Source organism: Roseivirga sp. 4D4 (genome assembly GCF_001747095.1).
Lineage (GTDB): Bacteria > Bacteroidota > Bacteroidia > Cytophagales > Cyclobacteriaceae > Roseivirga.
The window spans coordinates 3,884,458-3,910,711 of the sequence record NZ_MDGP01000001.1 but is presented as its reverse complement, the minus strand read 5'-3'; the positions used below and the strand labels follow the sequence as shown (position 1 = coordinate 3,910,711).

Annotated in this window: 28 protein-coding genes and 1 riboswitch; of the genes, 16 read left to right on the top strand and 12 right to left on the bottom strand. The window is 41.6% G+C overall.

Features of this window, described 5'->3' with window-relative positions; genetic code table 11:
• Positions 1–171 precede the first annotated feature (171 nt).
• Positions 172–2,982 carry a carbamoyl-phosphate synthase large subunit gene (gene carB, locus BFP97_RS17060; RefSeq protein WP_069843577.1) on the top strand — a complete coding sequence of 937 codons (2,811 nt, stop codon included), beginning with the start codon at positions 172–174 and terminating at the stop codon, positions 2,980–2,982.
• Entirely contained in the window at positions 2,983–3,237 is a 255-nt protein-coding gene (locus BFP97_RS17055) for a DUF4834 family protein (RefSeq protein ID WP_083262636.1), read from the top strand.
• A gap of 73 nt (positions 3,238–3,310) precedes the next feature.
• Here BFP97_RS17055 and BFP97_RS17050 read toward each other — a convergent pair whose 3' ends face one another.
• Both BFP97_RS17050 and BFP97_RS17045 read right to left on the bottom strand, forming a co-directional pair.
• Positions 3,311–4,390 (bottom strand): 3-oxoacyl-ACP synthase III family protein, encoded by a 1,080-nt coding sequence (locus tag BFP97_RS17050; RefSeq protein WP_069843576.1) that lies wholly within the window; start codon positions 4,388–4,390, stop codon positions 3,311–3,313.
• A 2-nt stretch (positions 4,391–4,392) separates the two neighbouring features.
• Complete coding sequence (locus tag BFP97_RS17045) at positions 4,393–4,971, bottom strand: TetR/AcrR family transcriptional regulator (protein ID WP_069843575.1); 579 nt, start codon at positions 4,969–4,971, stop codon at positions 4,393–4,395.
• 174 nt (positions 4,972–5,145) lie between these two features.
• On the opposite strand from BFP97_RS17045, the gene accD reads away from it, so the two are divergent.
• The 5 genes from accD to BFP97_RS17020 all read left to right on the top strand — a co-directional run bounded on the left by accD (position 5,146) and on the right by BFP97_RS17020 (position 11,341).
• Entirely contained in the window at positions 5,146–5,985 is an 840-nt protein-coding gene (gene accD, locus BFP97_RS17040; RefSeq protein WP_069843574.1) for an acetyl-CoA carboxylase, carboxyltransferase subunit beta, read from the top strand.
• Between the two features lie 98 nt (positions 5,986–6,083).
• Positions 6,084–6,208, top strand: a riboswitch (SAM riboswitch).
• Positions 6,209–6,350: 142 nt separating this feature from the next.
• Positions 6,351–7,421 carry a homoserine O-acetyltransferase family protein gene (gene metX, locus BFP97_RS17035; protein ID WP_083262634.1) on the top strand — a complete coding sequence of 357 codons (1,071 nt, stop codon included), beginning with the start codon at positions 6,351–6,353 and terminating at the stop codon, positions 7,419–7,421.
• Positions 7,418–8,695: a homoserine dehydrogenase gene (locus BFP97_RS17030; protein ID WP_069843573.1), complete on the top strand. Its 1,278-nt coding sequence runs from the start codon at positions 7,418–7,420 to the stop codon at positions 8,693–8,695. The genes metX and BFP97_RS17030 overlap by 4 nt, the downstream gene beginning before the upstream one ends.
• A gap of 127 nt (positions 8,696–8,822) precedes the next feature.
• On the top strand, positions 8,823–10,127 hold the full coding sequence (gene nqrF / locus BFP97_RS17025; protein WP_069843572.1) for an NADH:ubiquinone reductase (Na(+)-transporting) subunit F: 1,305 nt from the start codon (positions 8,823–8,825) through the stop codon (positions 10,125–10,127).
• Between the two features lie 107 nt (positions 10,128–10,234).
• The gene (locus BFP97_RS17020) at positions 10,235–11,341 is read left to right on the top strand and encodes a formimidoylglutamase (protein ID WP_069843571.1); all 1,107 of its coding nucleotides are present in this window, start codon (positions 10,235–10,237) and stop codon (positions 11,339–11,341) included.
• Between the two features lie 223 nt (positions 11,342–11,564).
• On the opposite strand, the gene BFP97_RS17015 is transcribed toward BFP97_RS17020, so the two are convergent.
• The 7 genes from BFP97_RS17015 to BFP97_RS16985 are packed head-to-tail and all read right to left on the bottom strand — an operon-like array spanning position 11,565 to position 18,077.
• A complete protein-coding gene (locus tag BFP97_RS17015; protein WP_069843570.1) occupies positions 11,565–11,966 on the bottom strand; it encodes a hypothetical protein in 402 nt (133 codons plus the stop codon).
• Complete coding sequence (locus BFP97_RS17010) at positions 11,963–13,294, bottom strand: DUF58 domain-containing protein (RefSeq protein ID WP_069843569.1); 1,332 nt, start codon at positions 13,292–13,294, stop codon at positions 11,963–11,965. Before BFP97_RS17010 ends, BFP97_RS17015 begins: the two co-directional genes overlap by 4 nt.
• Positions 13,294–14,271, bottom strand: a complete 978-nt coding sequence (locus tag BFP97_RS17005) for an AAA family ATPase (protein WP_069843568.1) — start codon at positions 14,269–14,271, stop codon at positions 13,294–13,296. Before BFP97_RS17005 ends, BFP97_RS17010 begins: the two co-directional genes overlap by 1 nt.
• 1 nt (position 14,272) lies before the next feature.
• Positions 14,273–15,478 (bottom strand): DUF4350 domain-containing protein, encoded by a 1,206-nt coding sequence (locus tag BFP97_RS17000; protein WP_069843567.1) that lies wholly within the window; start codon positions 15,476–15,478, stop codon positions 14,273–14,275.
• Positions 15,475–16,173 (bottom strand): DUF4129 domain-containing protein, encoded by a 699-nt coding sequence (locus BFP97_RS16995; protein WP_139135353.1) that lies wholly within the window; start codon positions 16,171–16,173, stop codon positions 15,475–15,477. Before BFP97_RS16995 ends, BFP97_RS17000 begins: the two co-directional genes overlap by 4 nt.
• Positions 16,160–17,131 (bottom strand): hypothetical protein, encoded by a 972-nt coding sequence (locus tag BFP97_RS16990; protein ID WP_069843565.1) that lies wholly within the window; start codon positions 17,129–17,131, stop codon positions 16,160–16,162. The genes BFP97_RS16995 and BFP97_RS16990 overlap by 14 nt, the downstream gene beginning before the upstream one ends.
• Positions 17,115–18,077: a stage II sporulation protein M gene (locus tag BFP97_RS16985; RefSeq protein ID WP_069843564.1), complete on the bottom strand. Its 963-nt coding sequence runs from the start codon at positions 18,075–18,077 to the stop codon at positions 17,115–17,117. The genes BFP97_RS16990 and BFP97_RS16985 overlap by 17 nt, the downstream gene beginning before the upstream one ends.
• 41 nt (positions 18,078–18,118) lie before the next feature.
• Between BFP97_RS16985 and BFP97_RS16980 the strand changes: the two genes are divergently transcribed.
• Genes BFP97_RS16980 through BFP97_RS16970 form a run of 3 tightly spaced genes read left to right on the top strand, consistent with a single transcriptional unit; the run spans position 18,119 to position 19,699 of the window.
• Positions 18,119–18,829 (top strand): RDD family protein, encoded by a 711-nt coding sequence (locus BFP97_RS16980; protein ID WP_069843563.1) that lies wholly within the window; start codon positions 18,119–18,121, stop codon positions 18,827–18,829.
• A 17-nt stretch (positions 18,830–18,846) separates the two neighbouring features.
• The gene (locus tag BFP97_RS16975) at positions 18,847–19,473 is read left to right on the top strand and encodes a hypothetical protein (protein WP_139135352.1); all 627 of its coding nucleotides are present in this window, start codon (positions 18,847–18,849) and stop codon (positions 19,471–19,473) included.
• On the top strand, positions 19,460–19,699 hold the full coding sequence (locus BFP97_RS16970; protein WP_069843561.1) for a cytochrome b5 domain-containing protein: 240 nt from the start codon (positions 19,460–19,462) through the stop codon (positions 19,697–19,699). Before BFP97_RS16975 ends, BFP97_RS16970 begins: the two co-directional genes overlap by 14 nt.
• A 22-nt stretch (positions 19,700–19,721) precedes the next feature.
• Here BFP97_RS16970 and BFP97_RS16965 read toward each other — a convergent pair whose 3' ends face one another.
• Complete coding sequence (locus tag BFP97_RS16965) at positions 19,722–20,036, bottom strand: DUF6984 family protein (RefSeq protein WP_083262633.1); 315 nt, start codon at positions 20,034–20,036, stop codon at positions 19,722–19,724.
• Positions 20,037–20,043: 7 nt separating this feature from the next.
• A complete protein-coding gene (locus BFP97_RS16960; RefSeq protein WP_069843560.1) occupies positions 20,044–21,285 on the bottom strand; it encodes a dipeptidase in 1,242 nt (413 codons plus the stop codon).
• 174 nt (positions 21,286–21,459) lie between these two features.
• Between BFP97_RS16960 and BFP97_RS16955 the strand changes: the two genes are divergently transcribed.
• The 6 genes from BFP97_RS16955 to BFP97_RS16925 all read left to right on the top strand — a co-directional run bounded on the left by BFP97_RS16955 (position 21,460) and on the right by BFP97_RS16925 (position 25,652).
• The gene (locus BFP97_RS16955; RefSeq protein ID WP_139135351.1) at positions 21,460–21,918 is read left to right on the top strand and encodes a hypothetical protein; all 459 of its coding nucleotides are present in this window, start codon (positions 21,460–21,462) and stop codon (positions 21,916–21,918) included.
• Between the two features lie 142 nt (positions 21,919–22,060).
• Positions 22,061–22,894, top strand: coding sequence for an N-acetylglucosamine kinase (locus BFP97_RS16950; protein WP_069843558.1), 834 nt, complete (start codon positions 22,061–22,063; stop codon positions 22,892–22,894).
• Between the two features lie 463 nt (positions 22,895–23,357).
• Complete coding sequence (gene murQ, locus BFP97_RS16940; RefSeq protein WP_069843556.1) at positions 23,358–24,170, top strand: N-acetylmuramic acid 6-phosphate etherase; 813 nt, start codon at positions 23,358–23,360, stop codon at positions 24,168–24,170.
• Positions 24,167–24,523 carry a hypothetical protein gene (locus BFP97_RS16935; RefSeq protein WP_069843555.1) on the top strand — a complete coding sequence of 119 codons (357 nt, stop codon included), beginning with the start codon at positions 24,167–24,169 and terminating at the stop codon, positions 24,521–24,523. The genes murQ and BFP97_RS16935 overlap by 4 nt, the downstream gene beginning before the upstream one ends.
• A gap of 3 nt (positions 24,524–24,526) precedes the next feature.
• Positions 24,527–25,099, top strand: a complete 573-nt coding sequence (locus BFP97_RS16930) for a hypothetical protein (RefSeq protein ID WP_069843554.1) — start codon at positions 24,527–24,529, stop codon at positions 25,097–25,099.
• A gap of 184 nt (positions 25,100–25,283) precedes the next feature.
• Positions 25,284–25,652, top strand: coding sequence for an endonuclease domain-containing protein (locus BFP97_RS16925; RefSeq protein WP_069843553.1), 369 nt, complete (start codon positions 25,284–25,286; stop codon positions 25,650–25,652).
• A 108-nt stretch (positions 25,653–25,760) separates the two neighbouring features.
• On the opposite strand, the gene BFP97_RS20865 is transcribed toward BFP97_RS16925, so the two are convergent.
• Entirely contained in the window at positions 25,761–26,003 is a 243-nt protein-coding gene (locus BFP97_RS20865) for a hypothetical protein (RefSeq protein WP_255399488.1), read from the bottom strand.
• Positions 26,004–26,254: the final 251 nt, after the last annotated feature.

Below are 26,254 nucleotides of genomic sequence, written 5' to 3'. Positions count from 1 at the left end.
TATGTCTGACCAAATTAGTAATTTTTTCAATTAGGGGTTTCAAACATCTCTTTAAACGGTCAAAAAAACATGTTGCATTCATTAATGGCAAACTCGTTTTGATTATTCGGTTTATGGCATAACTTTGTGCCAATTTGTACCTAAGTCAACCAGTCGTTCTTTACTTAAAACATGCCAAAAGACAATAGCATTAAATCCATCCTGATCATAGGAAGTGGGCCGATCATTATTGGCCAAGCCTGTGAGTTTGATTATTCTGGTTCTCAAGCAGCCAGATCACTCCGTGAAGAGGGCATTGAAGTCACTCTTATTAATTCTAACCCCGCCACGATCATGACAGATCCGGTGATGGCAGACAATATTTACCTGAAGCCACTCACTAAGAAGTCAATCGTTGAGATTTTAGAAAAGCATCAGATTGATGCAGTGCTTCCTACCATGGGAGGTCAAACAGCCTTGAACCTGGCCATCGATTGTGATACAGCAGGTATTTGGGAAAGGTTTAATGTAAGAATCATTGGTGTAGATATTAATGCCATTGAAACCACTGAAGACAGGGAGAAATTCCGTCTCAAGATGAAAGAAATTGGCGTGGGCGTCTGTAAGGGAGAAACAGCCACCTCATTTCTGAAAGGAAAAGAAATTGCGCAGGAGATTGGATTTCCGCTCGTTATCAGACCTTCATTTACATTAGGAGGTTATGGCGGTGGTTTTGTCAATACGCAAGAAGAATTCGATGAAGCCCTAACACGTGGACTCAATGCCTCTCCTATTCACGAAGTATTGGTGGAGCAAAGTATTCTGGGTTGGAAAGAATATGAATTAGAGCTGCTCAGAGACAATATCGGCAACGTTATTATCATCTGTTCTATAGAAAACTTTGATCCGATGGGAGTCCATACAGGAGACTCAATTACGGTTGCTCCTGCAATGACCCTATCAGATACTACTTACCAGAGAATGCGTGACATGGCCATCATGATGATGAACGCTATTGGTGAGTTTGCAGGCGGGTGTAATGTTCAGTTTTCAGTGGGCCCGAATGAAGAGCTCATCGGTATTGAAATCAACCCTCGTGTATCACGATCTTCTGCCTTGGCGTCAAAAGCCACAGGTTACCCAATCGCTAAGATTGCGGCCAAGTTGGCCATCGGCTATAACCTTGATGAACTTAAAAATCAGATTACAAAAACTACTTCTGCCTTCTTTGAGCCAGCATTAGACTATGTAATCGTAAAAATACCTCGTTGGAACTTCGACAAGTTCAAAGGTTCTGAGCGTAAACTCGGCCTTCAGATGAAGTCTGTGGGCGAAGCCATGGGCATAGGAAGAAACTTCCAGGAGGCCCTCCAAAAGGCTTGTCAGTCACTAGAAATCAAACGAAATGGACTGGGTGCTGATGGCAAAGAAGTTACTGATCAAGCCAGGCTACTTGATAGCCTTGAAAACCCAAGTTGGAACAGACTATTCCATATTTATGATGCCTTCAAACTGGGTATCCCATTCAAGACGATCCAGAAGAAAACTAAGATCGATAAATGGTTCTTACAGCAAATAGAAGAACTCATTGTGGTTGAAAAAGAGATTGAAAAGCATACACTTGAGACTTTGCCAGAAGACCTTTTAAGGTTGGCAAAAGAGAAGGGTTATGCCGATAGACAAATTGCTCACTTATTGGACTGCCTGGAGAGCAAGGTATTCAATAGAAGACATGAATTGGGCATTAAGCGGGTATATAAAATGGTAGATACCTGTGCGGCAGAATTTGAGGCACAGACACCGTACTACTATTCTAGTTTTGATTCAGAGAATGAATCCGTTGTCTCCGACAAGAAAAAGATCATTGTTCTAGGCTCTGGTCCAAATAGGATCGGTCAGGGGATCGAATTTGATTACTGTTGCGTGCACGGCTTATATGCTGCCAAAGAATGTGGGTATGAAACCATCATGATCAACTGTAACCCTGAAACGGTTTCCACAGACTTCGATACAGCCGACAAGCTCTATTTCGAGCCAGTTTTCTGGGAGCATATCTATGATATAATCCTACACGAAAAACCAGAAGGCGTCATCGTTCAGCTTGGTGGACAGACTGCCCTAAAATTAGCTGAGAAACTAGATCGCTACGGCATTAAGATAATCGGAACAAGCTACAAAGCACTGGACCTGGCTGAAGACAGAGGTCGTTTCTCAACATTACTTGCTGAAAATGATATTCCTTATCCTAAGTTCGGGGTAATCGAAGATGCTGATGAGGCACTTGAACTATCCAAGGAAATCGGCTTCCCTCTTTTGGTAAGACCTTCCTACGTACTTGGTGGTCAAGGCATGAAGATCGTGATCAATGAACAAGAGCTGGAAGAGCACTGTGTTAACATTCTAAGGGATATTCCTGGTAACAGAGTACTTCTGGATCATTTCCTAGAAGGAGCCAAAGAAGCTGAAGCAGATGCCATCTGCGATGGTGAAAATGTATACATCATTGGTATAATGGAGCATATAGAACCAGCGGGAATTCACTCTGGAGACTCTTATGCTTTATTACCACCATACAGTTTGGGAGACATTGTAATGCGTCAAATTGAAGAGCATACGAAGAAAATTGCCTTGGCTTTAGAAACTAAGGGACTGATTAATATCCAGTTTGCCATCAAAGATGATCAAGTTTATATCATTGAGGCGAACCCAAGGGCATCTAGAACCGTTCCATTCATAGGAAAAGCTTATCAGGAGCCTTATGTGAACTATGCCACAAAGGTGATGTTGGGTGAGAATAAGGTTACTGATTTTGATTTCAAACCCGTTAAGAACGGTTATGCAATCAAAGAACCGGTCTTCTCATTTCATAAATTCCCGAATGTGAATAAGGAGTTAGGCCCTGAAATGAAATCTACCGGTGAAGCCATCTACTTTATTGATGATTTACTGGACGATTATTTCCTTGAAATTTATTCGAAAAGAAATTTATACTTAAGTCGATAGATGGGTATTCTACTCAAGTTCATATTATTCATTGTAGTCATCGGATGGATCTTTAGAGGTGTATCCAGATTCTTATTAGGTAATCTTTACAAACAGGCGCAGCAACAACAGTTTTCTGGAAATCAACAAAGAAGACAAACAGCACAACCCAAGGATGGAAATGTGAGTGTTGAATATGCACCTAAGAAGACTACCAAAAAATCAGCCGATAACTTCAAAGGTGGTGACTATGTGGACTATGAAGAAGTAGATTAATCAGCAAATACGACTAATAAAAAAGCCGAAACCCTGATTAGAGTTTCGGCTTTTTCTTTGGGTCAAACCACAACTATGGCATTTGATAAACCATCGCGTTGATGTGCATACCCGCCCCGACAGAGGCAAAAATAATGTTATCTCCTGGGTTGAGTTCATGGCCTTCCAACTCTCCCTTAAGAATTAGGTCTAACATTGTCGGTATTGTAGCAACAGAACTATTTCCCAATGTCTGAATGGTCATAGGCATCAATTGCTTCGAGTCCCCCATCACCCCGTATAGTTTAAATAGCTTATGCAAAATTGCCTCATCCATCTTTTCATTCGCCTGATGAATCAGGATCTTACTGATATCATCTAAACCAAGTCCAGCTCGTTCGATGGCACACTTAATTGCGTCAGCTACATTAGTGAGTGCATACTCATAAATCTTACGCCCTTTCATTTTGATGTAGCTACCCCCATGATCATTGAGAGACGCATTATAAGAAGGCCCCATAGCTAAATAGCAGAGCTCCTCACTCGCATCAGTTCTGGAACATTGAGCAATATAACCGCCATTTGAATCTTCGGAAGCTGAGAAGATAGTGGCCCCGGCACCATCGGCAAAAATCATTGAATCTCTATCATGTGGATCGACTGTCTGGCTTAAGGTTTCGCCTCCAATCACCATCACATGCTTGGCATCACCACAACGGATCATTTGAGTTGCCTGAATGGCTCCCTGTACCCAACCTGGGCAACCGAAAATGATATCGTAGCATGAAGTAGCCGGATTATTGATCCCAAGGTGTCCCTTCACACGTGCCGCAAGACTTGGCATCATATCGATGCGGTTATTGTCTTTCTGCATATCACCGAAGTTGTGCGCGAAGATGATATAGTCAAGATCTTCGGCATCCACATTACTATTTGCTAATGCCTTTTTTGCGGCAATCGCACCTAAGTCGGAAGCCTTCTGGCCTGGTTCTGCATAACGTCTTTCGCGAATTCCCGTGATCTTCTCAAATTTTCGAATAATCACGTCATTCGGATCAGCAAAGCGTTCTCCATTTTCTTGATAGAACTCGGTTTCCAAGAAGTGCTCATTCTTAACCACCCTTGATGGAATGCAGCTTCCCACTCCACTAATTACTACACTTGGTTTACTCATTATTAATGATTTCTAACCGCATCCCAGCAAGCTTCTGCTGCCTGCTCGATACGCTCCTCTGTTAAAGATTGGTTATGATCGATATGAAGTTTAGAAAGTGATACAATTGGTCCATAGAGTAATGATACAATTGTATAAAGCGGCAAGTCCTTCATTTCACCAGCCCGCTTTGATTCGACAAAAAATGACATAATGGGAGCCAGTATGATAAAACTCTCTTCTCGAGTAACATTACTCATAAAAGGTGCATACCTATACTGCTCAACAAATTGAAATTCCTTTGGGTGATCGATACAATAATTGATCAGGTTCTTCCAAAGGTGTTTAAACCGTTCCTTGTACGATCCTTCCTCGCGGTAACCATTCAACATGGCCTTAATCACTCGCCTCTTTATTGAAGTGAAAAGCTCGTTAATGAGCTGCTCCTTATTTTCAAAATAACGGTAAATCGTACCCGCACCCACACCTGCATGCTGGGCAATCATGGAAATAGGTGTTCCGTGAAAACCATGCTCACAGAGCAGTTCTAAAGTGGATTCAAGAATCGTTGATTTCTTATCAACTGTCTTATTATCAATCATATTTAGTGCGGAATGAACGTTCATTCCGCCCCAAAGTAAGAGAGTAATTTTTTACCTCCCAAGCAATTTCAACTCTTTTTAAACGAGAGTAGAATCATGTAATCTTTGGCGGGCGAAGACTTTTCGCCTATTTTTGCCTACTCTTTGAAAAAAATTAGACGATAACGCTACTGTATGTCTTGGTTTCAGCGAAAAATTAAGGGTATTACCACTCCAACCGATCAGAAGAAAGATGCCCCTGACGGCTTATGGTTTAAAACACCAGGTGGTACTATCGTTCACACCCGTGAATTGAAAAACAATGCCTATGTAAGTCCAGAAGATGGATTTCATGTTCGTATTGGTTCAAAAGAGTACTTTGAAATTCTCTTTGATGAGAACAAATTCACGGAGTTAGATGCTGAGATGACCTCAGGAGACCCACTTAAGTTTGTAGACAGCAAACCTTACCCAAAAAGAATCAAGGCGACTCAGGCAAAAAGCAACCTGAAGGATGCCGCAAGAACTGCACATGGCAAAATGAATGGCCTGGACCTAGTGGTTTGCTGCATGGACTTTGCCTTCATTGGAGGTTCCATGGGTTCCGTTGTTGGAGAAAAAATCGCCAGAGGCATTGACTATTCCCTCAAACACAAAGTCCCATTTTTGATGATTTCAAAATCAGGTGGTGCTCGTATGATGGAAGCTGGTTATTCCTTAATGCAAATGGCCAAGACCTCAGCTAAACTCGCTTTGCTTTCAGAAGCTGGAATACCTTATGTTTCTTTATTGACGGACCCAACCACTGGAGGTGTTACTGCATCCTATGCCATGTTGGGTGATTTCAATATTGCCGAACCAGGCGCACTGATTGGCTTTGCTGGTCCTCGAGTGATTAGGGATACTGTAGGAAAAGACCTTCCAAAAGGCTTCCAAAGCTCAGAGTTTGTACTTGATCATGGATTCCTTGATTTTATTGTCGACAGACGCGATCTCAAGAAACAACTGACCACTGTATTGAGGATGCTTCAGTAAGGAGGCAATTAAATTTTTCAAATTCTTTTTTGAAACATCATTTTGTGCTGCTACGTTTGCAGCATCAAGTCATTCATTTCCGTTCACGGAAAAGGATCGATTTATAAAGAAGCGTGGAGAGACTGGCTCTTTGAAGCGCTAGCAACCATTCCGAAAACCATTGGAAAAGGTGCTAAGTCCAGATCCCAAAGGGTGTCGAGTGACATTCGGGAGAATATAAATTGGTAAGTATGAAAAATCCATTTATTCCAGACGTATTGCATTCATCGAGTTCAGTTAACCTGATCCGAATTCGTATTACTTTCATTATTCGGGAAATTCTTTCCTGATTACTCAACTCATTCTTTTCACATAAAAGCACAGCTATGTTGAAAAACACTAAAGCAACAACTTTAGGGTTGAGTTCTAATGAGTACTCCCAATCCGAGTATTTGTTTTACGACTCCCCTTTTACACTAGAAAATGGTTCCGAGCTTCCTGAACTTCGGATCGTTTACAACACATTCGGTCAACTCAACCAAGATCAAAGCAATGTGGTCTGGGTATTCCATGCCCTTACCGCCAATTCCAACCCTTTTGAATGGTGGCCAGGTCTCATAGGTGAGAATGATTTTATTAATCCGAAGGAGCATTTTATTGTTTGCGCCAATATTATTGGTTCCTGCTATGGAAGCACAGGGCCTAAGGATTTTGATATCCGCAATGGGGAAAGATATCTACGAGACTTTCCTAATCTCACCATCAGAGATATGGTGAAAGCCCACCAATTACTACAAAAGCACCTAGGGATTCAGCGTGTTTTCCTCGGTATAGGAGGTTCCATGGGTGGCCAGCAAGCTTTAGAATGGGCCATTGATGATCCACAACTTTTTGAAAACTTGGCTTTGATTGCGACCTCTGCCAAAAGCTCCCCATGGGGAATTGCCATTCGGGCAGCACAACGAATGGCGATTGAATCTGATCCTTCCTTCTACTCTTCATCTCCAAAAGGGGGCTGGAAGGGGTTGGAGGCAGCCCGAGCTATGGCAATGATCTCTTATCGTAACCACAAAACTTTCAATAGCACACAACAAGATGCAGAAGGGCAACTGGATGATTTTAGTGCTGAAAGTTATCAGCGCTATCAGGGTGAAAAACTTGGAAGGCGCTTTGATGCTAGAACCTATTACACTTTGAACAAGACCATGGATACCCATGACGTTGGTCGTGGCAGAGGTGGTATTGAAAAAGCCCTGGCCAAGATCAAAGCCAATGTTCAGGTGATCGGGATAGAAGGCGACCTCTTATTCACAACGGAAGAGCAACATCAATTGGAACAGCTTATTCCAAATGCCAAGCTCGATTTTGTGCCTTCGAAATACGGTCATGATGGCTTCTTAGTAGAAGCCCCAAGCATCAGTAAACTACTTCAAGACTTTTTAAGCACGCTTTCATGAAAAATATCAGAATAGGACTTTTTGGTTTTGGCTGCGTAGGCCAAGGCCTTTACGAAACACTCAACAACTCGAAAAACTTCTCAGGCGAGATCAAGAAAATCTGTATTAAGAATCCTGATAAACCGAGAAGCTTGGATAACAACTTGTTTACTACCCAAGCCGATCGAATCCTTAATGACTCAGCCATTGATGTCATAGTGGAATTGATAGATGATGCTGAAGCCGCATTGGACATTGTAACAAGGGCCCTAAAAAACGGTAAGTCAGTAGTAACTGCTAATAAGAAAATGGTTGCCGAAAACCTCTCTTATCTGGTGGATTTACAAGCAAGCACTGGGGCAGCCCTTCTCTATGAAGGAGCCGTGTGTGGCAGTATCCCAATCATCAGAACTTTGGAAGAGTACTTCGGTCATGAGCCGTTGAATGAGATCAAAGGTATTTTTAATGGATCTACAAACTACATACTCACAAAAGTATTTGAAGAAAATCTCGATTATAAAACTGCGCTTTCGCAAGCCCAGTCCCTAGGCTTTGCGGAGTCAGATCCTACACTTGATGTCAAAGGTTTCGATGCAAAATACAAATTGAGCATTCTATTGACTCATGCTTTCGGTATTCATGTTCCGCCAGCACAAATTGTCAATTTGGGTATTGATCACATTAAACCAGCCGATCTGGAATATGCTAGAGAAAAGGGTTTTGGAATTAAACTCATTGCACAAGCCAAGCGCATTCATGACAGAGTATACGCCTTCGTCACGCCCCAATTTATTAAATCAGATCATAGTCTTCATAACGTAAAAAATGAGTTCAATGCAGTCACTTTGAACGGTGAGTTCTGTGATGATCAGCTTTTTATTGGTAAGGGAGCCGGTAGTCTGCCCACTGGGGCAGCAGTTTTATCAGATGTCTCTGCCCTAAGCTATGACTATCGATATGAGTATAAAAAGCACTACAACTTAGGCAAACTACCCTTTAGCAATGATTCATTACTAGAAGTCTATGTGAGCTTTGATAATCCTCATGAAATCGATCTGGAAGATTTTGAGAGTATACATCACAAGTACTTTAGCTTCGATCACAGCTATGTGATTGGTAAAATGTGTATTAACCATCTTTTAGATGGGAAATGGCTAAACAATCCTAAAAACAATATTGTTCTCTGCGCAAACGGTACGGAAAGTTCCTTAGGAAGTCTCTGTGTCAAAGCACTAAATGCTGAAATTGAAGAGTTGAAAAAGGGGCAAGAATTGCTTGAAAAAATCACCGTATAGGCTTGATTTTAAGAGGGCATCTTTTTTCTAAATCACCTACTGATTTAAGCTTTTAGTGAATATATTTGTAGCCCCGACAAGTCGGGGTCTTTTAGATTCAAATTATTGATTTAAAATCGATTAATAGATGTCATCTATCATAATTACGTCAATCGTTGCGTTCTCCGCAGTCATCCTTCTGCTAGTATTGATCTTGCTTTATGCTCAATCAAAATTAGTTCAGTCTGGCGATGTCAAAATCATCATCAACGGTGATGAAGAGAATCCTGTCGTTGCAGCAGCCGGTTCTACTCTGCTGAACACGCTTTCTGGACAGAAAATATTTTTACCATCAGCTTGCGGTGGTGGTGGTACTTGTGCCATGTGTAAGTGTACCATTAACGAAGGTGGAGGAGACGTTCTTCCTACTGAAGTTGGTCACTTAAGCCGCGCAGAGCAAAAAGAAGGTGTGCGTTTGACATGCCAGGTAAAAGTGAAGAATGACATGCGCATTCATATTCCTGAGGAAATCTTCGGTATTAAGAAGTGGGAATGTGAAGTAGTTTCTAACTACAACGTGGCATCATTCATTAAAGAATTTGTGGTGAAACTACCTGAAGGCGAAACACTAGATTTCGAAGCGGGTGGATATATTCAGGTGGATGTTCCTCCTGTTGTTTGTGACTTTAAAGACATGAACATTGAACCACACCCAGACGATCCTGCTGGTCCGGATAAATTCAAAGAGGATTGGGACAAGTTCAACTTGTGGGATCTTCAAATGGTAAACAAGGAAGAAATCTTCCGTGCTTACTCAATGGCTAACCACCCGGCAGAAGGTAACATTGTAATGCTGAATATTCGTATTGCAACTCCACCATGGGACAGAGCCAACAACAAGTGGATGGATGTTAATCCTGGTATTTGCTCTTCTTATGTGTTTACAAGAAAGCCAGGTGATAAAGTAACTATCTCAGGTCCTTACGGTGAATTCTTCATCAAACCAACAGATGCTGAGATGCTCTACATTGGTGGTGGTGCTGGAATGGCACCAATGAGATCTCACCTGTTCCATTTATTCCATACCCTGAAAACGGGTAGAAAAGTAACTTATTGGTATGGTGGACGATCGAAAAGAGAGCTTTTCTATCTAGACGATTTCAAAAAGATTGAAGAAGAATTTCCAAACTTCAGTTTCCATTTAGTACTCTCTGAGCCTGTACCAGAGGATAACTGGGTCGAGAAAAAGAACATGGAAGATAAGGAAGGAGATGGTTTCTTAGGCTTCGTTCACCAAGCGGTGATCGATCAGTACCTGAGCAAACATGATGCTCCTGAAGAAATTGAGTTCTATTTCTGCGGACCTCCGATGATGAACGCAGCAGTAATTAAGATGTGCGAAGATTGGGGTGTACCTGATGAGAATGTCGCGTTTGACGACTTCGGTGGCTAATCCATAGCTTCATAAAAAATTAAAGCCTCGACATGTCGAGGCTTTTTTATTTGGTTCGAAAAATCATCGAGAATATTCTATCTTTATTTTAGCATTTATCGCACTATATGAACCTCAAGCTCTTTTTCACTCCCATCTCATCAGAATACGATTTACCAGCAAATGCCTTTGGCAAAAGTGTTAACCACTTACAAGACGAAGACTTCGATATTTCTAAAATGGATTTGGCCATCATAGGTATCAATTCAAGAGGTGAGGCAGATTTAATTCGTGCGAAGCTCTTTGCGCTTAAGCGTAGTACCGCAGCCTATCGTATTGCTGACCTGGGAAATATCCAACTCGGTGAAGACGAAGAACAAACACAAGCAAGGATAAGAGAGATTTGTGAGTTCTTACTGAGTCAACGCGTATTACCGATCATGATCGGGGGCAACCAAGATTTGGCACTGGGACAATTCAAAGCCTATGAAACCGCTAATAAACTCATCTCAGTCGCCAATGTAGATGCGTTTATAGATATGGAAGAAGAGGCTGAGTCATCAGCTAACTTTCTAAATGCTTTGCTCCTACACCAACCTAACTTCTTACTTAATTATAGCCACCTAGCACATCAGACTTACCTGATAGATGCTGCTATGCTCAAGGCCCTTGACAAACTTTATTTTGAGTCTTTGAGATTGGGAGAAATAAGGTATGATATCAAGCAGGCAGAACCACTCATTAGAATGGCTGATATGCTCACTTTCGATATTTCAGCAATTCGCTCCTCAGATGCACCGGGAAATCCTAAGGCCCAGCCTTTTGGTCTATCAGGAGAAGAGGCTTGTCAACTCAGTTGGTATGCAGGTATAAATGAGAAGATGACTTCCGTGGGCTTTCATGAGTACTACCCTTCCTTAGACGATGACGCTCTGAAAACTGCCTCGGTAATGGCCACCATGATCTGGTACTTTATCGAGGGGTATTACAACAGGCGTGACACCGGCCAGTTTAACTCGGACAACTACACCAAATACACTGTTAGCTTTGAGGGTACCGATGACACTATGACTTTCTACAAGAGCAACCTCTCCGATAAATGGTGGATGCTAGTCAATTACGGTACGAAGATGATGGATCGCGCTTATATCCCTTGTAGCTATGAGGATTACAAAGGCGCTACGCGGGGAGACTTTCCCGAGCGATGGATCAAGGCTCAGGGTAAACTTATTTAAGAAATAAGTAAAACGAAAAACCCTTATTCCATCTGAATAAGGGTTTCTACTGGGTCATTAAAATAAAAATGATCTTTTAAGCACTTTCTCTTTAAATGACTAACAATAAAATATCGACTATGAATGCGATAGTATCTATAGTACGCGCTATTCTATGTTAACCCTACTTGACTGGGTATGAAGTTGGGTAGTGCTTACAAGTCAGATTGCCAATAGAGAACGCCTATTTCTTAAAAGGGAACATGGCAAAAGAAGTAGCACCGAAACTGTTTTTCTGATAGCTCGCCAAGCAATACTGCTCATAGCTCGGATCAAAACTTACTCTTCCACTTTGGGCTTTTTGAGGGTAAGGCTTGTCTTTAAGAAAAAAGTAAACACTGGTTGTGCCCAACTTGCTATAGGGCATTAGACCTGCATAGCGCTCCATTTCATTCCAAATACTATCTGTAGTCGTCACAATGTAAACACGCTCCACAGGGCCTGTGTTATTTTCATTTCGATATAGGTCGACCTCCTCAAAATTGGAGATGAAATCATTGAGACCTGGCTGTGAAAAGGTGTGCCAAAGCATGGCAATGATGAAGATCACAGGAACTGCAACAAACCAACGCTTCTTGTTTTTCATATCAAACCTCTTGATTTGAGTTCAAGGTACTTATTGATTGTATTTACGCTCAATTCTTTAGGTGGTGTTAAAATGGTATGAATACCATGTGCCTGAAGCTCCTTGACAATCAGCTTCTTTTCAAAAGCCAGTTGCTCAGCAATTCCCTTCATATAGACCTCCTCTAAGTCTTCGGCCTTCTTATGAATGACTTTTTCCACCTCTGTATTCTGAAAGAAAATGCAAACCAACAGATGTTGTTGCCTTATTCTTCTCAAGAATGGCAACTGCCTTTTTAAAGCCGAAAGCGACTCAAAATTGGTATACAATAAAACGAGAGAACGTTGGGTAACTTTTCGCTTTAGCGCAATGTAGAGCTTAGAGTAATCGGTCTCTTTGTATCCAGTCTTTTGCTTATACAGGTGCTCGAGAATAAGGTTTAACTGCATATTCCGGGAAGATGCCGGCAATATGGAGTTGACCTTTTGCTGAAACGTGACGATCCCGGCCTTATCACCCTTTTTAAGTGCAATATTTGAAATCACTAGACTCGAATTGATCGCGTAGTCGAGAAGACTTAATCCTTCAAAAGGCATTTGCATCACCCGGCCCTTATCAATAACAGAGTACACTTGCTGTGATCGTTCATCCTGATATTGGTTGACCATCAAATGGCCTTTTCGGGCTGTTGCTTTCCAGTTTACTTTACGGTAGTCATCGCCCGAAACATAGTTTTTGATCTGCTCAAATTCCATGTTATTTCCGATACGCCTGATCTTCTTAACGCCAAACTCCTGAAGTTGATTTGAAATAGCCAGGAGCTCATATTTTCTCATTTGAATAAAGGACGGATACACCGCAACAGTTTGCTCTTCTCCCAACTGATAGCGCCTTCGTACAATACCCAAAAAGGTGGAAACAAAGACATTGGCAAAGCCAAACTGGTACTCTCCCCTTTTAACCGGCCTTACTTTGTAGTTAATCTCTTTGACTTCCCCCGAACCCAAGTCCAAATCGAACTGCTGATCCCTGATTTGAAGTTGTTCAGGCAATTCATCAATCACCCGCAAATGCAAGGAGATCGGATACCTATTCTCGATAATTAGTCTTACAGGGTTATCATCCCCATTGGAAAATTTCTCTGTACACAAACGCTCCAACTCGATACCATCATTAATACGAAACAGCAACAGCGTATCTATCAACAGACAGGCTAAGGAGAGGTAGAAAATAACCTCCGCTACTACAGCAATCCATGGCAAGGCAAAGCCAATGATGAACAGGAAAACCAAGGTACCTGCAGCATAGAAAAACCTATTGGTGATATAGAATGAACGAACCGAGTTCATTAACGCGGCACCTCTGTTTTAGCCACTAACTGCTGAATTACTTCTGTAGCAGACACACCTTCCATTTCCTTCTCCGGGGTCAGCAAAATTCTATGCTTTAACACAGGAGCAGCTAAAAATTGAATGTCTTCTGGTGTCACAAAGTCCCGACCCTGGATGGCTGCAAAAGCCCTTGAACCATTCAAGAGCGCTAACGAAGCTCTTGGAGATGCACCCAAGTAGATAGACTGATCACTTCTTGTTTGATTAACGATTTCAGCGATGTAGCCTAACAGCTTTTCGTCTACAATTATCTCGGACAAAGTCTCACGGTAAGCAGCAATGTCCTGAGCAGAAATCACTGGAGTTATCTCAGCTGTCTGTTCTCCCTTTCTGTTTGCCGCTCGAAGGAGTATCTCCGTTTCGTCCGCAAGACTTGGGTAGTCTATTTCAATTTTAAAAAGAAACCTGTCGAGTTGAGCTTCAGGAAGCCTATAAGTACCCTCCTGCTCCACCGGGTTCTGGGTCGCCAATACCAAATAAGGAGCCTCCATCTGATAGGTCTTACCATCCACAGTAACCTGACGTTCTTCCATTACCTCAAAGAGCGCAGCTTGGGTCTTGGCAGGTGCTCTATTGATCTCATCGATTAGTACAATATTGGAGAAAATCGGACCTTTCTTGAAGTCAAATTCAGAAGTCTTCATATTGAAAACACTGGTTCCAATGACGTCTGACGGCATTAAGTCTGGTGTAAATTGAACTCGAGAGAAGTCGACTGACATGCTCTTTGCCACAAGCTTAGAGGCCAGTGTCTTGGCGACTCCGGGAACACCCTCAAGCAAAATATGTCCATCGGCCAAAACAGCAGTAATGATCAAGTCGACCATTTGTTTTTGACCCACGATCACTTTACCGATCTGTTCCCTTATTTGCTCAACGCCTTCTTTAAGTTTCGACAGGTCTACCCTGCTCTCAAATGATTCCTGATTTTCCATATTATTCTATTCCGTAAAAACCATTAAGGCCCTTTTCCAATTTTATTAACTCATCCTCACTGATAACTGCACCTTCTTCAATGCGCTTCACTAACTCCATCAAAGCCTCGATCGACTTCAATGGCTGACCTGATTTACTCGATAAATCTGTGTTGAATCTATCGCCAAAATGATCGGTCTTTAGGTTAAAATGTACTCTAACGTAGTCTTTCCAATACTGAACGCGTTTTACCGCTAATTTCCGGTGATCCTTTTGCCTGTAGTACAATCTACCAAGTGTTTCCACAAACTCAACTGACATATTCTTAAGCGGTGTTATAAGCGGAATAATGCGTTGCCTACGCTTTGATTCAAAGAACATGAAGATGAATACTGTGAACAATAGAATGAAGAATGCCCATTTCAAAGAAGGGTTACTGAGGATAACACGCAGTGGAGATTGAACTTCCCTTCTTCCTAATTGATAATATTCGTTATGAACAACAAGCTCATCTTCCGGAAACAGACTGAGCATTGCAGCAGCGAATTGTGATGTTTCTTCTCCCAATATGAAATAATTCGTGAAAACCAGAGGAATTGTAGAAACATAGAGACTGCCCTTCATACCCTTGTAAGAGATCAGCACAGGAGAATTAGTAGCATTAACCGCTAACACATCAAAATTCTCTTTTTCAATTTGGGAGAAATAAGAGGTAGTCGCGATAGTAGAGTATGAGAACTCCTTTGTCTCATTATCAGTTAGGTTTAAGGTGATTGTTTCTTCCAATTCACCCGAGAGGGCCTCTTGTATTGCTCGAAAATCATAGGCTAACTCAGCATCTTCCATCCTGACGATAAAGCCAAGAGAATCAGCCAAAGGACCTTGGATATTTCTGGCACTAATTAGTGCGGTTCCTCCTAAGTCAATGTGACGCATTAATGCATTGAAGTCATTATTGTCCATTGCCACTCCATCGGCTATGATTAAAGGATTCCCCATGGTAGAATCCTCCACAGCTAGCTCGTAAAGGGTCTTGTATTCAGATTTGGGAGGCGCCTGATCGAACATGTCCGACATCAAGTCATGCATTGCAAAAGCACCAAAAGGGATTTTGTGCTCTTCGTGATAGGTAGAACTCCAATTGACCTGACCAGATTTCCTCATTTCAGAGACCACATAAAGGGCGATGAGTGCGACTAGGAATATGACGTACTTTTTGTCCTTCATCCTAAACGTTTTGCCTCCTGAATTTTATCGAAATGGTCCTTGGCCTGTCCCAGAATAACATCATTGGCTTCAAAATGACCATACCAGGTATAGTCAAAAATAAAGCTCAGTCGCTCAAAGTCATTTTCAATCCGTTTACCGGAAAGTTCGTAGAGGTAGTCCCTGTTAGTCTTCCCTTTCTTTACGGTTAACCATTCGGCATCGGCAAGTAATTTCAAGGCATGCAAATAAGTAAGTCGAATTGCGAAACGCCACTGCTTCTGCTGGATGGCCTGAGCAATTTCGGTTTCGAAGTCAATCCCCATAAGTTGCTCTTCACTGACCTGATAGGGTAATTTCTTAGCCTTGGATGGCTTAAACACCGTGGTTATTTCAACACCGAAAATCTTGATAATGAAGTATACAAAGGCAACAACAAGGGCTATTCTAAAAAGAATATCAACAATATTGGCTGTAGCGCCATTACCTATAAGGTTCGCATACCACTCTCGAATCCACCGCCAAGCCCGCTCTAAAAGCCCCTCCCTCTCCACTTGTGGAAGATCATATTGGAATTGGCTGTCCTGTTGATAATTGGACAGTTTTTCCTGATCGAATTGTCGGATTTCAATTTGTGTTCTGGAACTATCTTGCTCCTGCACAGAAGTTGAGAAGCATGTAAAAAGACTTATAAGGAGAATACTAATAGTCTTCATCTGATGCTTCCTCGCCCTCAGTATCCATTCCCTCAATTTTTGTCATCAACCCACGTGATTCTCTTCTCTCAACCAAATTGAAGAATTGAAATGCCAGTGCGATATATACCAATGTATACAACATTATAGTACCAAAAGACTCAAAAACGGAAAACAGAATACTCAAGGGATCATTTGTGATTAAGTCATTCAAACCCTGTATATCACCCTCTTCCTGAATCATAGTGAAGGCCTCAAAACCGGTGACTATACCTCTAGGGAGTGCAAAAACGAAATTAATAATGTAGCCTACCAGGCCAACCACCACAACTAGTCCAAAAGTGCTCATCCATTTTCCTTTTGCTAGGGTAAACACTCGTCCAAAAGCATCAATGGGATTGCTTTTCTCGAAGGCAATGATGGGTGTTCCCAGAAAAAGAACTACCATAAATATCAGCACCCCAACCATGGCTATAAAACCAAAAAGTAGTGATAAGGCACCTGCCGCAACCGCTATTAATGAAAAGATGAATCCAACGATAAAGCTGATGAATGTTATAGCCAAAAAGTAAAGAATATTGTAGCCTAAGAAGTTGAAGAATCGACTGGAGAAGCCCTTCATGATACCACTCATAGAGATATCTTTTGGCTCATGCGTCTGATACTGGATCATATACCCATAGGTGACAGCCGGAATAAGTGCCAGTGTAACCAAAATAGATATGATTGACAGCCCATAGGCACCAAGCATATCAATAATATCATTCGCACTGATTGATTCGGGATCCATGGCAAGTGCGATGAGGCCTCCCGACACTTCATTCATCAATATGCTAACAAGTATCAATACAGGCCCTGCAATTAAGAGCTGTGCTTTCAAATATGGCCCTGCATTTTCTCTAAGGAATGAGAATGTAGCATTCAGTTTATCACTGAATTGACGCTTTTTATAAAATTCGAGTTTACTGTTGAATCCCATTTTTGAATAACTTTCTAGGGTATAAGATAATGTAATAAATCATGAAGGCCAGCGAGCCAAGAATGATTGTTGCCTTGATCGCATTGGGCATATCAAACAGCCTAGTGATGTATGATTCTAAGAAGCCAGCCAAAATAAACACGGGGACTAAACCTAGAACCACTTTAGCCCCAGTAAGCGCTCCCCTTCTCAAAGACTCCATTCTGCTGTAGGTGCCTGGGAAAAGCATAGAATTTCCCATAATCAGGCCTGCCCCACCTGCCATGATAATGGATATAATTTCAATGGTTCCATGAATCCAAATGGTCAAAACTGAAGTCAATAATAACCCTTTGGAAAAAAAGAAATACTGAAAAGAACCCAGCATTACACCATTTTGAAAAAGAGCAAATGCCGTTCCCAGAGAAGCGATAATTCCCAGAGCAAATGCAAAAAAGGATACTTTGATATTATTAATGGTGATCAAGACGAACATGTCTGTCTGCGCCATCTTTCCATAAACACCTAGTGGCACTCCATTATCAATATTACTCAAAGTCATGTTGACATATCCATCGCCTAAAATGAGTCGAACAAAGTCATTGTCATATGCCGCAGAAAACGCACCCACTACGCAAGCTCCCAGGAAGACCAATAAAGAGATTCTGAACTCCTTTCGATGCTCCCAAAAAATTAAAGGAAGCTCGTATTTCCAGAATTCAACAAACCGATTTTTGCGTTCCTTCTTATTCCTGTAAATGTACTGATGCACCTTAGTAGAAAGGTTGTTCAGGTAAATCGTGATATCTGATTTTGGGTAGTGGGTCTTGGCGTAGGAGAGGTCATCTGTAAGCTGGATAAACAGGTCAGCTAGCTGATCAGGATCCTTTTTTGCATTGGCAGCAATGAGACTTTCGAACTCTTCCCATTTACTTATATTTGCCTTCACAAAAGCGGACTCCCTCATAGATTCGTATTTCAGCCAAAAATTATGCAATAATACTACATATGCAAGCTGTCAGCATTCAAACGACTCAAAACATTCAACTGGAATACCCACTGGCTGGAATAGGTGAACGACTCTTGGCTTTCTTTATTGATGCTGTCATCATATCCAGTGTTTATGCTTTAATCGCCTATATACTTGATTTGCTGAATATTGGACAAAGCTTAGCCATGGGCGGGCTGCTTGGCTTGATTGTCTATTTGTATCGCCTCTTATCCGAGGTATTCATCAATGGACAGACCGTAGGTAAAATGGCACTGAGTATTAAAGTCGTTAAACTGGACGGTAGTACACCCTCGTTTGCATCCTACTTTCTAAGGTGGCTGATGGAGCCAGTCGACTTCTTTATAGTCGGCTTAGGAGTACTATTCATTATTCTTACAAAAAATGGTCAGCGTGTGGGTGACTTGTTGGCCGGTACCACGGTGGTTAAAATCAAGAAAATCACTGCTACCAATGTCCAGAATAAGGTTCTCATGGATGTGGTGGATGAAGACTACGAGCCACAAATATTTGAAGCAGCAAATATTAGCGATGCTGAAGTTCAACTGATAAAAGATGCCCTTAGGGCATTCAAACATGATGCTGCCAAGAGACCCATAGAATTGGTTGAAAGAAAAATCAAGGAGAAATATAATATCCAAAGTGAGCTCCCTACCGTAAAGTTCCTTTATACTTTATTAAGAGATCACACTTATTACGTTACCAGATGAAACTAAAATCATCAGATTTGAGACTTATTTTCACCATTACCACCTCCCTCTTGCTCAGCTCTTTTTTTGGACATCTGGACGTATCGGCTCAGCAGAACCCTGCTTTTCCAGAATATTATGACGAAGCTACCTGGGCGCCCAAACTCGACTCGCTAAGAGAGGCAATCGGTGGAAAAGTGACTTACAAGAATGGAGACAACTTCGAACTAGCCACCCTACTTGCGCTTTCGCATTACCCTCTACTACGGGATCGAAAGGTGCAGATCATTGTCAAAAAAATGCCTGGGGCACCAGTAGAAGCCAGCTTTTCGATGTGGAACTTTGTGAAATCTCGAAAAGGTAAAATCTACAAGATCAAGATCGAAAATGGTTCGTTCATGGAACGCCTCAGCTTAAACCAGCAAGTCTCTGCACTGGCTCACGAAATGGCCCACTTTATCCAATACGATAATCTTGGCTACTTCAGAACACTTACCACCTTAGTAGGTTGGTCTTTATCGAAAAAGGCACGTTCCAAATTCGAGAAAGGTGCAGATAGAATTGCCATTGATCATCATTTGGGTCCACAATTATTAGACTTTGCCTTCTATACGAGTGACGAAGAAATCAGGCTTTTAATGAAGCAAAAGAGTGAATCCAACTAAATCCTATACTAAAGCACAACTGGCCTTGCGCAATGGCCAGGACAAGGATGATATTTGGGTGGCTTACCAGGGTAAAATCTACGATGTAACTCATTCTAAGCTCTGGAAAAATGGCAAGCACTACGAGCACTGGGCTGGCCAGGACTTGACTGATGAACTGCCCGATGCCCCTCATACTGAATCTGTGTTTGAGAGATTCAAGGTGATTGGAGTATTAGTCAATTAGTTATAAGAAACTCGTCATATACCTAACAAAAGGTAATCTCACTTGGCTCAGGTAATGAGATTAGCGGATTGTAATTTGTCTTAAAGAGATCTAATTCAAACAGCCTTCCATGTACGTCTACTGTCAATTCAAAATCGACAATCACACCATCCTTATCTTTAAAAACACCTGATACAATCTTTCCCTGCCTTCTTTCGGCCCCCTTTGTGTCAAATGACAATGAGCCCATCTCTCCATCTTTAAGTGAAATTACACAGTCAGGAATACTAATGTCTCTACCAGCCTTTTCAAGCAAACAGCATATGAATGCCTTCTCTGAAGCTTTTATCTGTCTCATTTCAATATTAGGAACGAGAAGCGATTTCCTCCACTTCTCTCCAAACCCTAAAGACATTCTTATAGCACATTTTAGCTATATCTTCATCTGAATAACCACGTTTCAACAGCTCGTAGATAAGGTTTGGATAGGTAGAGACATCCTTTAGCCCAGTGGGTAGTGAATCACCTACGCCATCAAAATCCGATCCGAAGCCCACATTATCCGTACCACCTGTGAGCTCCACCACGCGATCGATGTGGTCAGCCACTTTCTGGACATTGCTCCATGGATCGTTATTCTTAGTGTACTCCTCTATATAAGTCTTGGCCTTCGGATCATCTCTGGTCAATTCATTGTCTGCCAACCAATTGATCACATGCTCATCATATGCCGCTCTTCTTGCTCTATACTCCCCATCCAAAAAACTAGAACCGAAATTGATCATGATCACCCCATCGTTCTCTCCTAGTTTTTTGATCATTTCGTCATTCATGTTTCGCTCAAAACCTGGTGTGAAGTGACGGACGGAAGAGTGAGAAGCTATTGCCGGTGCCTTACTCAGTTCCATTACTTGCCAAAACGTATCGTCAGAGACATGGGAAATATCAACCATAATGCCGACACGATTCATTTCGGAAATAACTTGACGGCCATACTCACTCAGACCTCCATGAGTTCTTGTGGTATCATAAGATGAGTCACAAATCTTATTATCCCTTCCATGTGTCAGCGTCACATACCTTATCCCTGCCTTTTGAAAGTATTCTACTAAAGCAATATCTCCTTCAAGTGGCGCACCATTTTCCATACCCATTGGAAGGGAAATTTTCCCTGCTTTGAAATGCTGTTCGACATCGTCAGGTGAATAGGCGATAGCAAATTCATCTGGATAGGTATCCGCCAATTGCTTGGTCATATTAATCAGAGAATCTGCAAACTTTTTGGCGTACCCAGGCACTTGCTGGTATTGGGCAGGAATATAAATAGACATAAAAGGTGCATCAAGGCCACCTTCTTTTGCTCTTGGGAAATCGAAATTTCCATCAGAAGCACCGACAGATACATTCAGCACTTTCTGTTGTACCATAAATCCACCCTGCTCCATTCGATAAGGCAAATCCACATGACCATCCACGATAATATATTGCTGCACCAGCTCCTTCGCTTTTGACATTAACTCGTCATCAGATAACTCCTTGCGGGTAGTTTCACAGGCCATATTAATTAGGCTAAGGCCAAAAATCGCCAATAGTATTCTCGTTTTCATAATCTCTGGTTTGTCGGAAGATAAACAATGTCCTTAAGGATAAGAAGTAAGATTATTTGGATCGCCAATTCATTCATCGAAATGAGTTGCCGGTCATCGAAGAGTCCGGATCAATGATCGAAATTCAAATAATTGAATGGATAGACTGTAGACATTGAAGTCAAATTCAAGTCTATGAAAATATTAAAACTAACGCTGTTCATTCCGCTTTGCCTAATGCTCAACTGCTGCGCTTCCACACAGCCGGAACCATTATATTTCAGGGACGGTATTGCGAATCTAGCTGGGATGTGGGTGGACAATACTGAAAGCCGACAAACTTTAGACGTCTTGTTAGGAATCGATCTGAATGATAAGTCAACTGAAATCCAAGTAATGGGAGAAAGAGTAAAGCACTACAAAGTCAGAACGTATGAAAATCAGTTTCTTATTGTCTACGAAACTATAGAAGGTCGGAAATTCAGCGTGTTGGCTCAGATGAAAAACAAAAACGAGATGAGAATTACCCGGACAGAAGAAGCCGTGAATGGATTTGTACCCCTTGGCCAGTTAGGCGAGAGAGTATTTCATCTAAGACGAATAAGTTCAAAAAAAGAGCTCATTGCTTCTTCAAATACGCCAAGTGGAATCTGATTTGAGAATTTTGAATTCTTGATGGCCCAGAGTTGTGTCAATAGATTAACCAAGACAAACGAAAGTGTTCCTGAATTGGAAAGCTCCTATTACACTTATAAATTGGCTGGGGTAAACTATACCTTATAGACTTCCCTTTCCAATGAAGATACTGATTGCCGATAGTGGTTTTACTAAAACAGACTGGCGTGTTATAAGTGAAGAAGGAGATATTTCTCAGGCAAAGACCGCTGGTATCAACCCTTATTATCAGACGGAAGATGAAATGCTCAAGGAGATTCAGGATCTACATAGTCAAATACCTGAGAAGATTGATCATATCTATTACTACGGTACTGGCTGCTCCTCTGGACACAATCGCGAGAAAATAGCTAGTCTCTTAAAGCGCTATTATCCGCATGCCGAAATTGATGTCAATCACGATTTGCTCGCTGCGGCCCGATCACTCTGTGGAGATCAACCAGGCATTGCCTGTATCATTGGCACTGGCACCAACTCCTGCCTTTATGACGGTAAAAAGATAACTGACAATATCCCTTCCTTAGGCTGGGCCATAGCAGATGAAGGTGGAGGAACATATTTGGGTAAGATAATGGTGACAGACTATTACCGAAAAGATATGCCGAAACACCTGCGCATCCTTTTCAAAGAAGAGTTTGAGCTTACCAAAGATGGTTTTCTTAGCAAAATGTATCAAGAGCCCATGCCCGGAAGGTTTCTAGCCAGTTTCGCCAAGTTCATAGGTAAACACATTTCTGATCCATATATGTATCAACTAGTGGCAACAGGCTTCGAACTTTTTATCACGAAAAACGTGATGAAATACGAGGGACATAAAAAACTACCTATCCACTTCACAGGTTCCGTGGCATATTACTTTGGTAATATCCTCAGAGATGTTGCCATGAACAAAGGCCTTCAAATAAAACACATTACCCAACAGCCGATCGCTGGCCTGACACTATTTCACCAATAAGTACGATCTCTATTAAATTAATCTATTTTTAGGCCTAATCAACCGATACATTAGACCCAATAAGAGATATAGTATCAAGATTATTACCCCAAACCAGATAGTACTCGGGGTTGTCTTAACAATTAACAAATCATATGAATCTTTCAATTCGTAAAGGATGTACCTTAGATAGACAGCATAAAGTAGCATGCAAAGCCACCACCCAAGAAGGCTATTTCTCATAACCTGATGAATAAAAACCAAAGACGCAAATCCGAACAAAACGAAGTAGGTCACTCCAAATGAGCTCGTGAAATGCCACTTTTCATATGAAGAGATGAATAGAATGACAAAGAATAAAGCTGGAAAACCATAGAATAACCACCTACCGCGTTTTTCAATAAAATTTCGTTTGACTTTAAACATTACCTTTCTCTAATATCGTCAAATGACGTAAGTTTAATAAACTCAGAATAACTGAATCATGAACATTACGGAATCAGAATCCAATCACGACCACCTTGAGCAAATGTCTGTTAAGGACCTCCTAACCAACATCAATCAGGAGGACCAGACGGTTGCAAAGACCGTTCAGAAAGTCATTCCTCAAATTGAAGGTTTGGTGCTGGAGATAGTACCTCGTATGCAGAAAGGCGGTCGGATATTCTATATCGGTGCTGGTACCAGTGGAAGATTAGGAGTAGTCGATGCTTCTGAGTGCCCTCCAACTTATGGCGTTGAACATGGTGTTGTTGTCGGCCTTATTGCTGGTGGTGATGGTGCCATCCGTAAGGCAGTAGAATTTGCAGAAGATGATACCAAACAAGCCTGGAAAGACTTGCAAGAGCATATGATTAACCATAAGGATACTGTTATTGGAATTGCAGCTTCTGGCACGACTCCCTATGTCATCGGGGGTATAAAAAAAGCAAAAGAACATGGCATTCTAACAGGTTGTATCACGTGCAATCCCGATAGTCCATTAGCATGGGAGGCGGAATTTCCAATAGAACCAATCGTGGGGCCTGAATTCGTAACCGGTAGTACACGAATGAAAGCTGGTACGGCTCAAAAGCTGGTACTTAATATGATCTCTACTTCGGTTATGATCCAATTGGGCAGAGTCAAAGGAAACCGCATGGTTGACATGCAACTTTCTAACAACAAACTGGTCGATCGGGGAGCAAAAATGGTCATGGAAATGCTCCAAGTAAACTATAAGGTTGCAGAACAACTATTGAAAGAGCATGGATCGGTGAGAAAAGTCATCGACTTTATCAAGCGTGATGAATCATGAAAATAGTCCATCTTACCATTAACTACGAGGTAGCACGTAAAGAGAAGTTCCAGTCATTTCTATACAAGTTCCAGAAAGAAAATGGACTGGTCTTCGACATCCAGAGGCTCGCTAGGTATGAAAAATTCCCAGAACAATTTCAGGCAAATATTTCATTAGAGTTACCAGCAAGGACTAGTCCTGAACTTGTTTTTGAATGCCTTCAATTAGCCAATAAATTTAAGACTAGTCCTGGTGCAACGGTTTCAGTATTAGGCCCAAATGAAAATGATGATGAACTCAGTTTCGAAGTCATTTTGAATCAGGAGTCACCTAACAATCCAGTCAAATGGTTACACATTCAGACTGTTTAGCTGATGCATAACATTGAACCCTATTATAACTGGCTGAAGCATTACAATGTAGCCGAAGACCCCAACTCACCTTATAATGGCAAGGAATACAATTTCAACCTCTACTCAGAGAATATCTATGGCTATTATATAGACCCACACTGGGACTTCATGGGTTCTGAAACCCTCTACATTAAGATTCTCTTCACAGACTACGATCGTGGTTTTATCATCATAGAGTTTATCGGAGAGTGGAATGATGCCATCAACAATGACATTATGTACCTCAAGCGTAATATCATCGATCACTTTACCAGATATGGCATTCAAAAGTATATTCTCATTGGGGAAAACATCCTCAACTTCCACGGATCGGATGATAGCTACTACGAAGAGTGGTTCGAGGATATGGAAGACGGCTGGATTACTGGCGTCAATTTTCGTGACTTCGTGCAGGAAGAAATGAAAAACTATAACATCGATAGTTACCTGAATTTTGGTGGAGAACTGGACATCGTGAACTGGAGGACCTTAAAGCCTCTGCTATTCTTTGAGAAGATTGATGATATCATAAGTAAGAGAATTGACCTACTTTAACCACCACCCCTGGCCCCATATTGAATCTGTTCACTGCAAAATATCTAGAACCAATAACTGGGTTACCCTCTAGCAACATAGTAATTATGCCAGAACTGGCTTAAAAGACAAGTTCCGCTCCCCTCCTTTATAAGGAGGGGTTGGGGGTGGTTAATACATTCATTAAATTGAATCGAACGCACCAATGAAAACAATCCATAACAAACTCGCACTAAAAGAAAAGAGGAAACACCTAAGGAACAATGGTACTTCTGCAGAAGCTACCCTATGGACTTTACTTTCTAAAAGGCAGTTAGCCGGACGAAAATTTCGAAGGCAGCACAGTATTAACAACTACATAGTCGATTTCTATTGCCCCTCTGAAAAACTTATAGTGGAACTAGATGGAGACGTGCACTTCACAGCAGCAGGGCTTGATTATGATCAGAAAAGAGACACGGAGCTACGAGAACTGGGTTTTAAAATTGTTAGAATCGAAAATGAGGATGTCTTTCAAGCAACTATGGCAGTGCTCGACAAGATTAAAAGTGGTTTTACCACCCCTGACACCTAATCGGACGAGCGGAGTTAGGTATATTTTCTGATGGAATATTTTAACCTGAATTAAAAGTGGAAAACAACCACCCTTGACCCCTCCTTTCCAAGGAGGGGTTGGGGGTGGTTAGCCAATAACTTCAACTTCAGCAACCATAGGGATTAAATATCTCCTTTGGCTCCTAAGCTCAAGACAAACAGCTCGTGTACGTTTTTCCTGAAGTTTTCGGAAAGTTCTTTTCCTGAAAAGAAACTCAGTGTCAATTTCCAACTCCTTCAAGGTAGGTCCATTGGATTCTGTTTCATCATACTTTGAAAGTACAGCCATCAACCTCGGATCCGCGGAACTACTTGCCTTCGGATTTTTCATATGGTTCGCCAATACCCTCAATATATCATCGGGGAAAACCTCAGGCCTAAGTAAGGGTAGCATGAGTTTTTGAAAACATACTTTCCATTCTTGCCCATGAGGCTTCTGCCTTCCTCGTGGCTTATGTACGACCCGATGGGCTACCTCATGAACGTATGTTATTAAAAATTGGTAAGGGTTAAGGTCCAAATTTACAGTGACTGTATGGGATCTTTCCCTAGGATCATATCGGTAATCGCCAAGCTTCGAGC

Coding starts and splice junctions, on each gene's coding strand:
- carB (WP_069843577.1), top strand. CDS start 172: ATGCCAAAAGACAATAGCATTAAATCCATCCTGATCATAGGAAGTGGG.
- BFP97_RS17055 (WP_083262636.1), top strand. CDS start 2,983: ATGGGTATTCTACTCAAGTTCATATTATTCATTGTAGTCATCGGATGG.
- BFP97_RS17050 (WP_069843576.1), bottom strand. CDS start 4,390: ATGAGTAAACCAAGTGTAGTAATTAGTGGAGTGGGAAGCTGCATTCCA.
- BFP97_RS17045 (WP_069843575.1), bottom strand. CDS start 4,971: ATGATTGATAATAAGACAGTTGATAAGAAATCAACGATTCTTGAATCC.
- accD (WP_069843574.1), top strand. CDS start 5,146: ATGTCTTGGTTTCAGCGAAAAATTAAGGGTATTACCACTCCAACCGAT.
- metX (WP_083262634.1), top strand. CDS start 6,351: ATGTTGAAAAACACTAAAGCAACAACTTTAGGGTTGAGTTCTAATGAG.
- BFP97_RS17030 (WP_069843573.1), top strand. CDS start 7,418: ATGAAAAATATCAGAATAGGACTTTTTGGTTTTGGCTGCGTAGGCCAA.
- nqrF (WP_069843572.1), top strand. CDS start 8,823: ATGTCATCTATCATAATTACGTCAATCGTTGCGTTCTCCGCAGTCATC.
- BFP97_RS17020 (WP_069843571.1), top strand. CDS start 10,235: ATGAACCTCAAGCTCTTTTTCACTCCCATCTCATCAGAATACGATTTA.
- BFP97_RS17015 (WP_069843570.1), bottom strand. CDS start 11,966: ATGAAAAACAAGAAGCGTTGGTTTGTTGCAGTTCCTGTGATCTTCATC.
- BFP97_RS17010 (WP_069843569.1), bottom strand. CDS start 13,294: ATGAACTCGGTTCGTTCATTCTATATCACCAATAGGTTTTTCTATGCT.
- BFP97_RS17005 (WP_069843568.1), bottom strand. CDS start 14,271: ATGGAAAATCAGGAATCATTTGAGAGCAGGGTAGACCTGTCGAAACTT.
- BFP97_RS17000 (WP_069843567.1), bottom strand. CDS start 15,478: ATGAAGGACAAAAAGTACGTCATATTCCTAGTCGCACTCATCGCCCTT.
- BFP97_RS16995 (WP_139135353.1), bottom strand. CDS start 16,173: ATGAAGACTATTAGTATTCTCCTTATAAGTCTTTTTACATGCTTCTCA.
- BFP97_RS16990 (WP_069843565.1), bottom strand. CDS start 17,131: ATGGGATTCAACAGTAAACTCGAATTTTATAAAAAGCGTCAATTCAGT.
- BFP97_RS16985 (WP_069843564.1), bottom strand. CDS start 18,077: ATGAGGGAGTCCGCTTTTGTGAAGGCAAATATAAGTAAATGGGAAGAG.
- BFP97_RS16980 (WP_069843563.1), top strand. CDS start 18,119: ATGCAAGCTGTCAGCATTCAAACGACTCAAAACATTCAACTGGAATAC.
- BFP97_RS16965 (WP_083262633.1), bottom strand. CDS start 20,036: ATGAGACAGATAAAAGCTTCAGAGAAGGCATTCATATGCTGTTTGCTT.
- BFP97_RS16960 (WP_069843560.1), bottom strand. CDS start 21,285: ATGAAAACGAGAATACTATTGGCGATTTTTGGCCTTAGCCTAATTAAT.
- BFP97_RS16955 (WP_139135351.1), top strand. CDS start 21,460: ATGAAAATATTAAAACTAACGCTGTTCATTCCGCTTTGCCTAATGCTC.
- BFP97_RS16950 (WP_069843558.1), top strand. CDS start 22,061: ATGAAGATACTGATTGCCGATAGTGGTTTTACTAAAACAGACTGGCGT.
- murQ (WP_069843556.1), top strand. CDS start 23,358: ATGAACATTACGGAATCAGAATCCAATCACGACCACCTTGAGCAAATG.
- BFP97_RS16935 (WP_069843555.1), top strand. CDS start 24,167: ATGAAAATAGTCCATCTTACCATTAACTACGAGGTAGCACGTAAAGAG.
- BFP97_RS16930 (WP_069843554.1), top strand. CDS start 24,527: ATGCATAACATTGAACCCTATTATAACTGGCTGAAGCATTACAATGTA.
- BFP97_RS16925 (WP_069843553.1), top strand. CDS start 25,284: ATGAAAACAATCCATAACAAACTCGCACTAAAAGAAAAGAGGAAACAC.
- BFP97_RS20865 (WP_255399488.1), bottom strand. CDS start 26,003: ATGAAAAATCCGAAGGCAAGTAGTTCCGCGGATCCGAGGTTGATGGCT.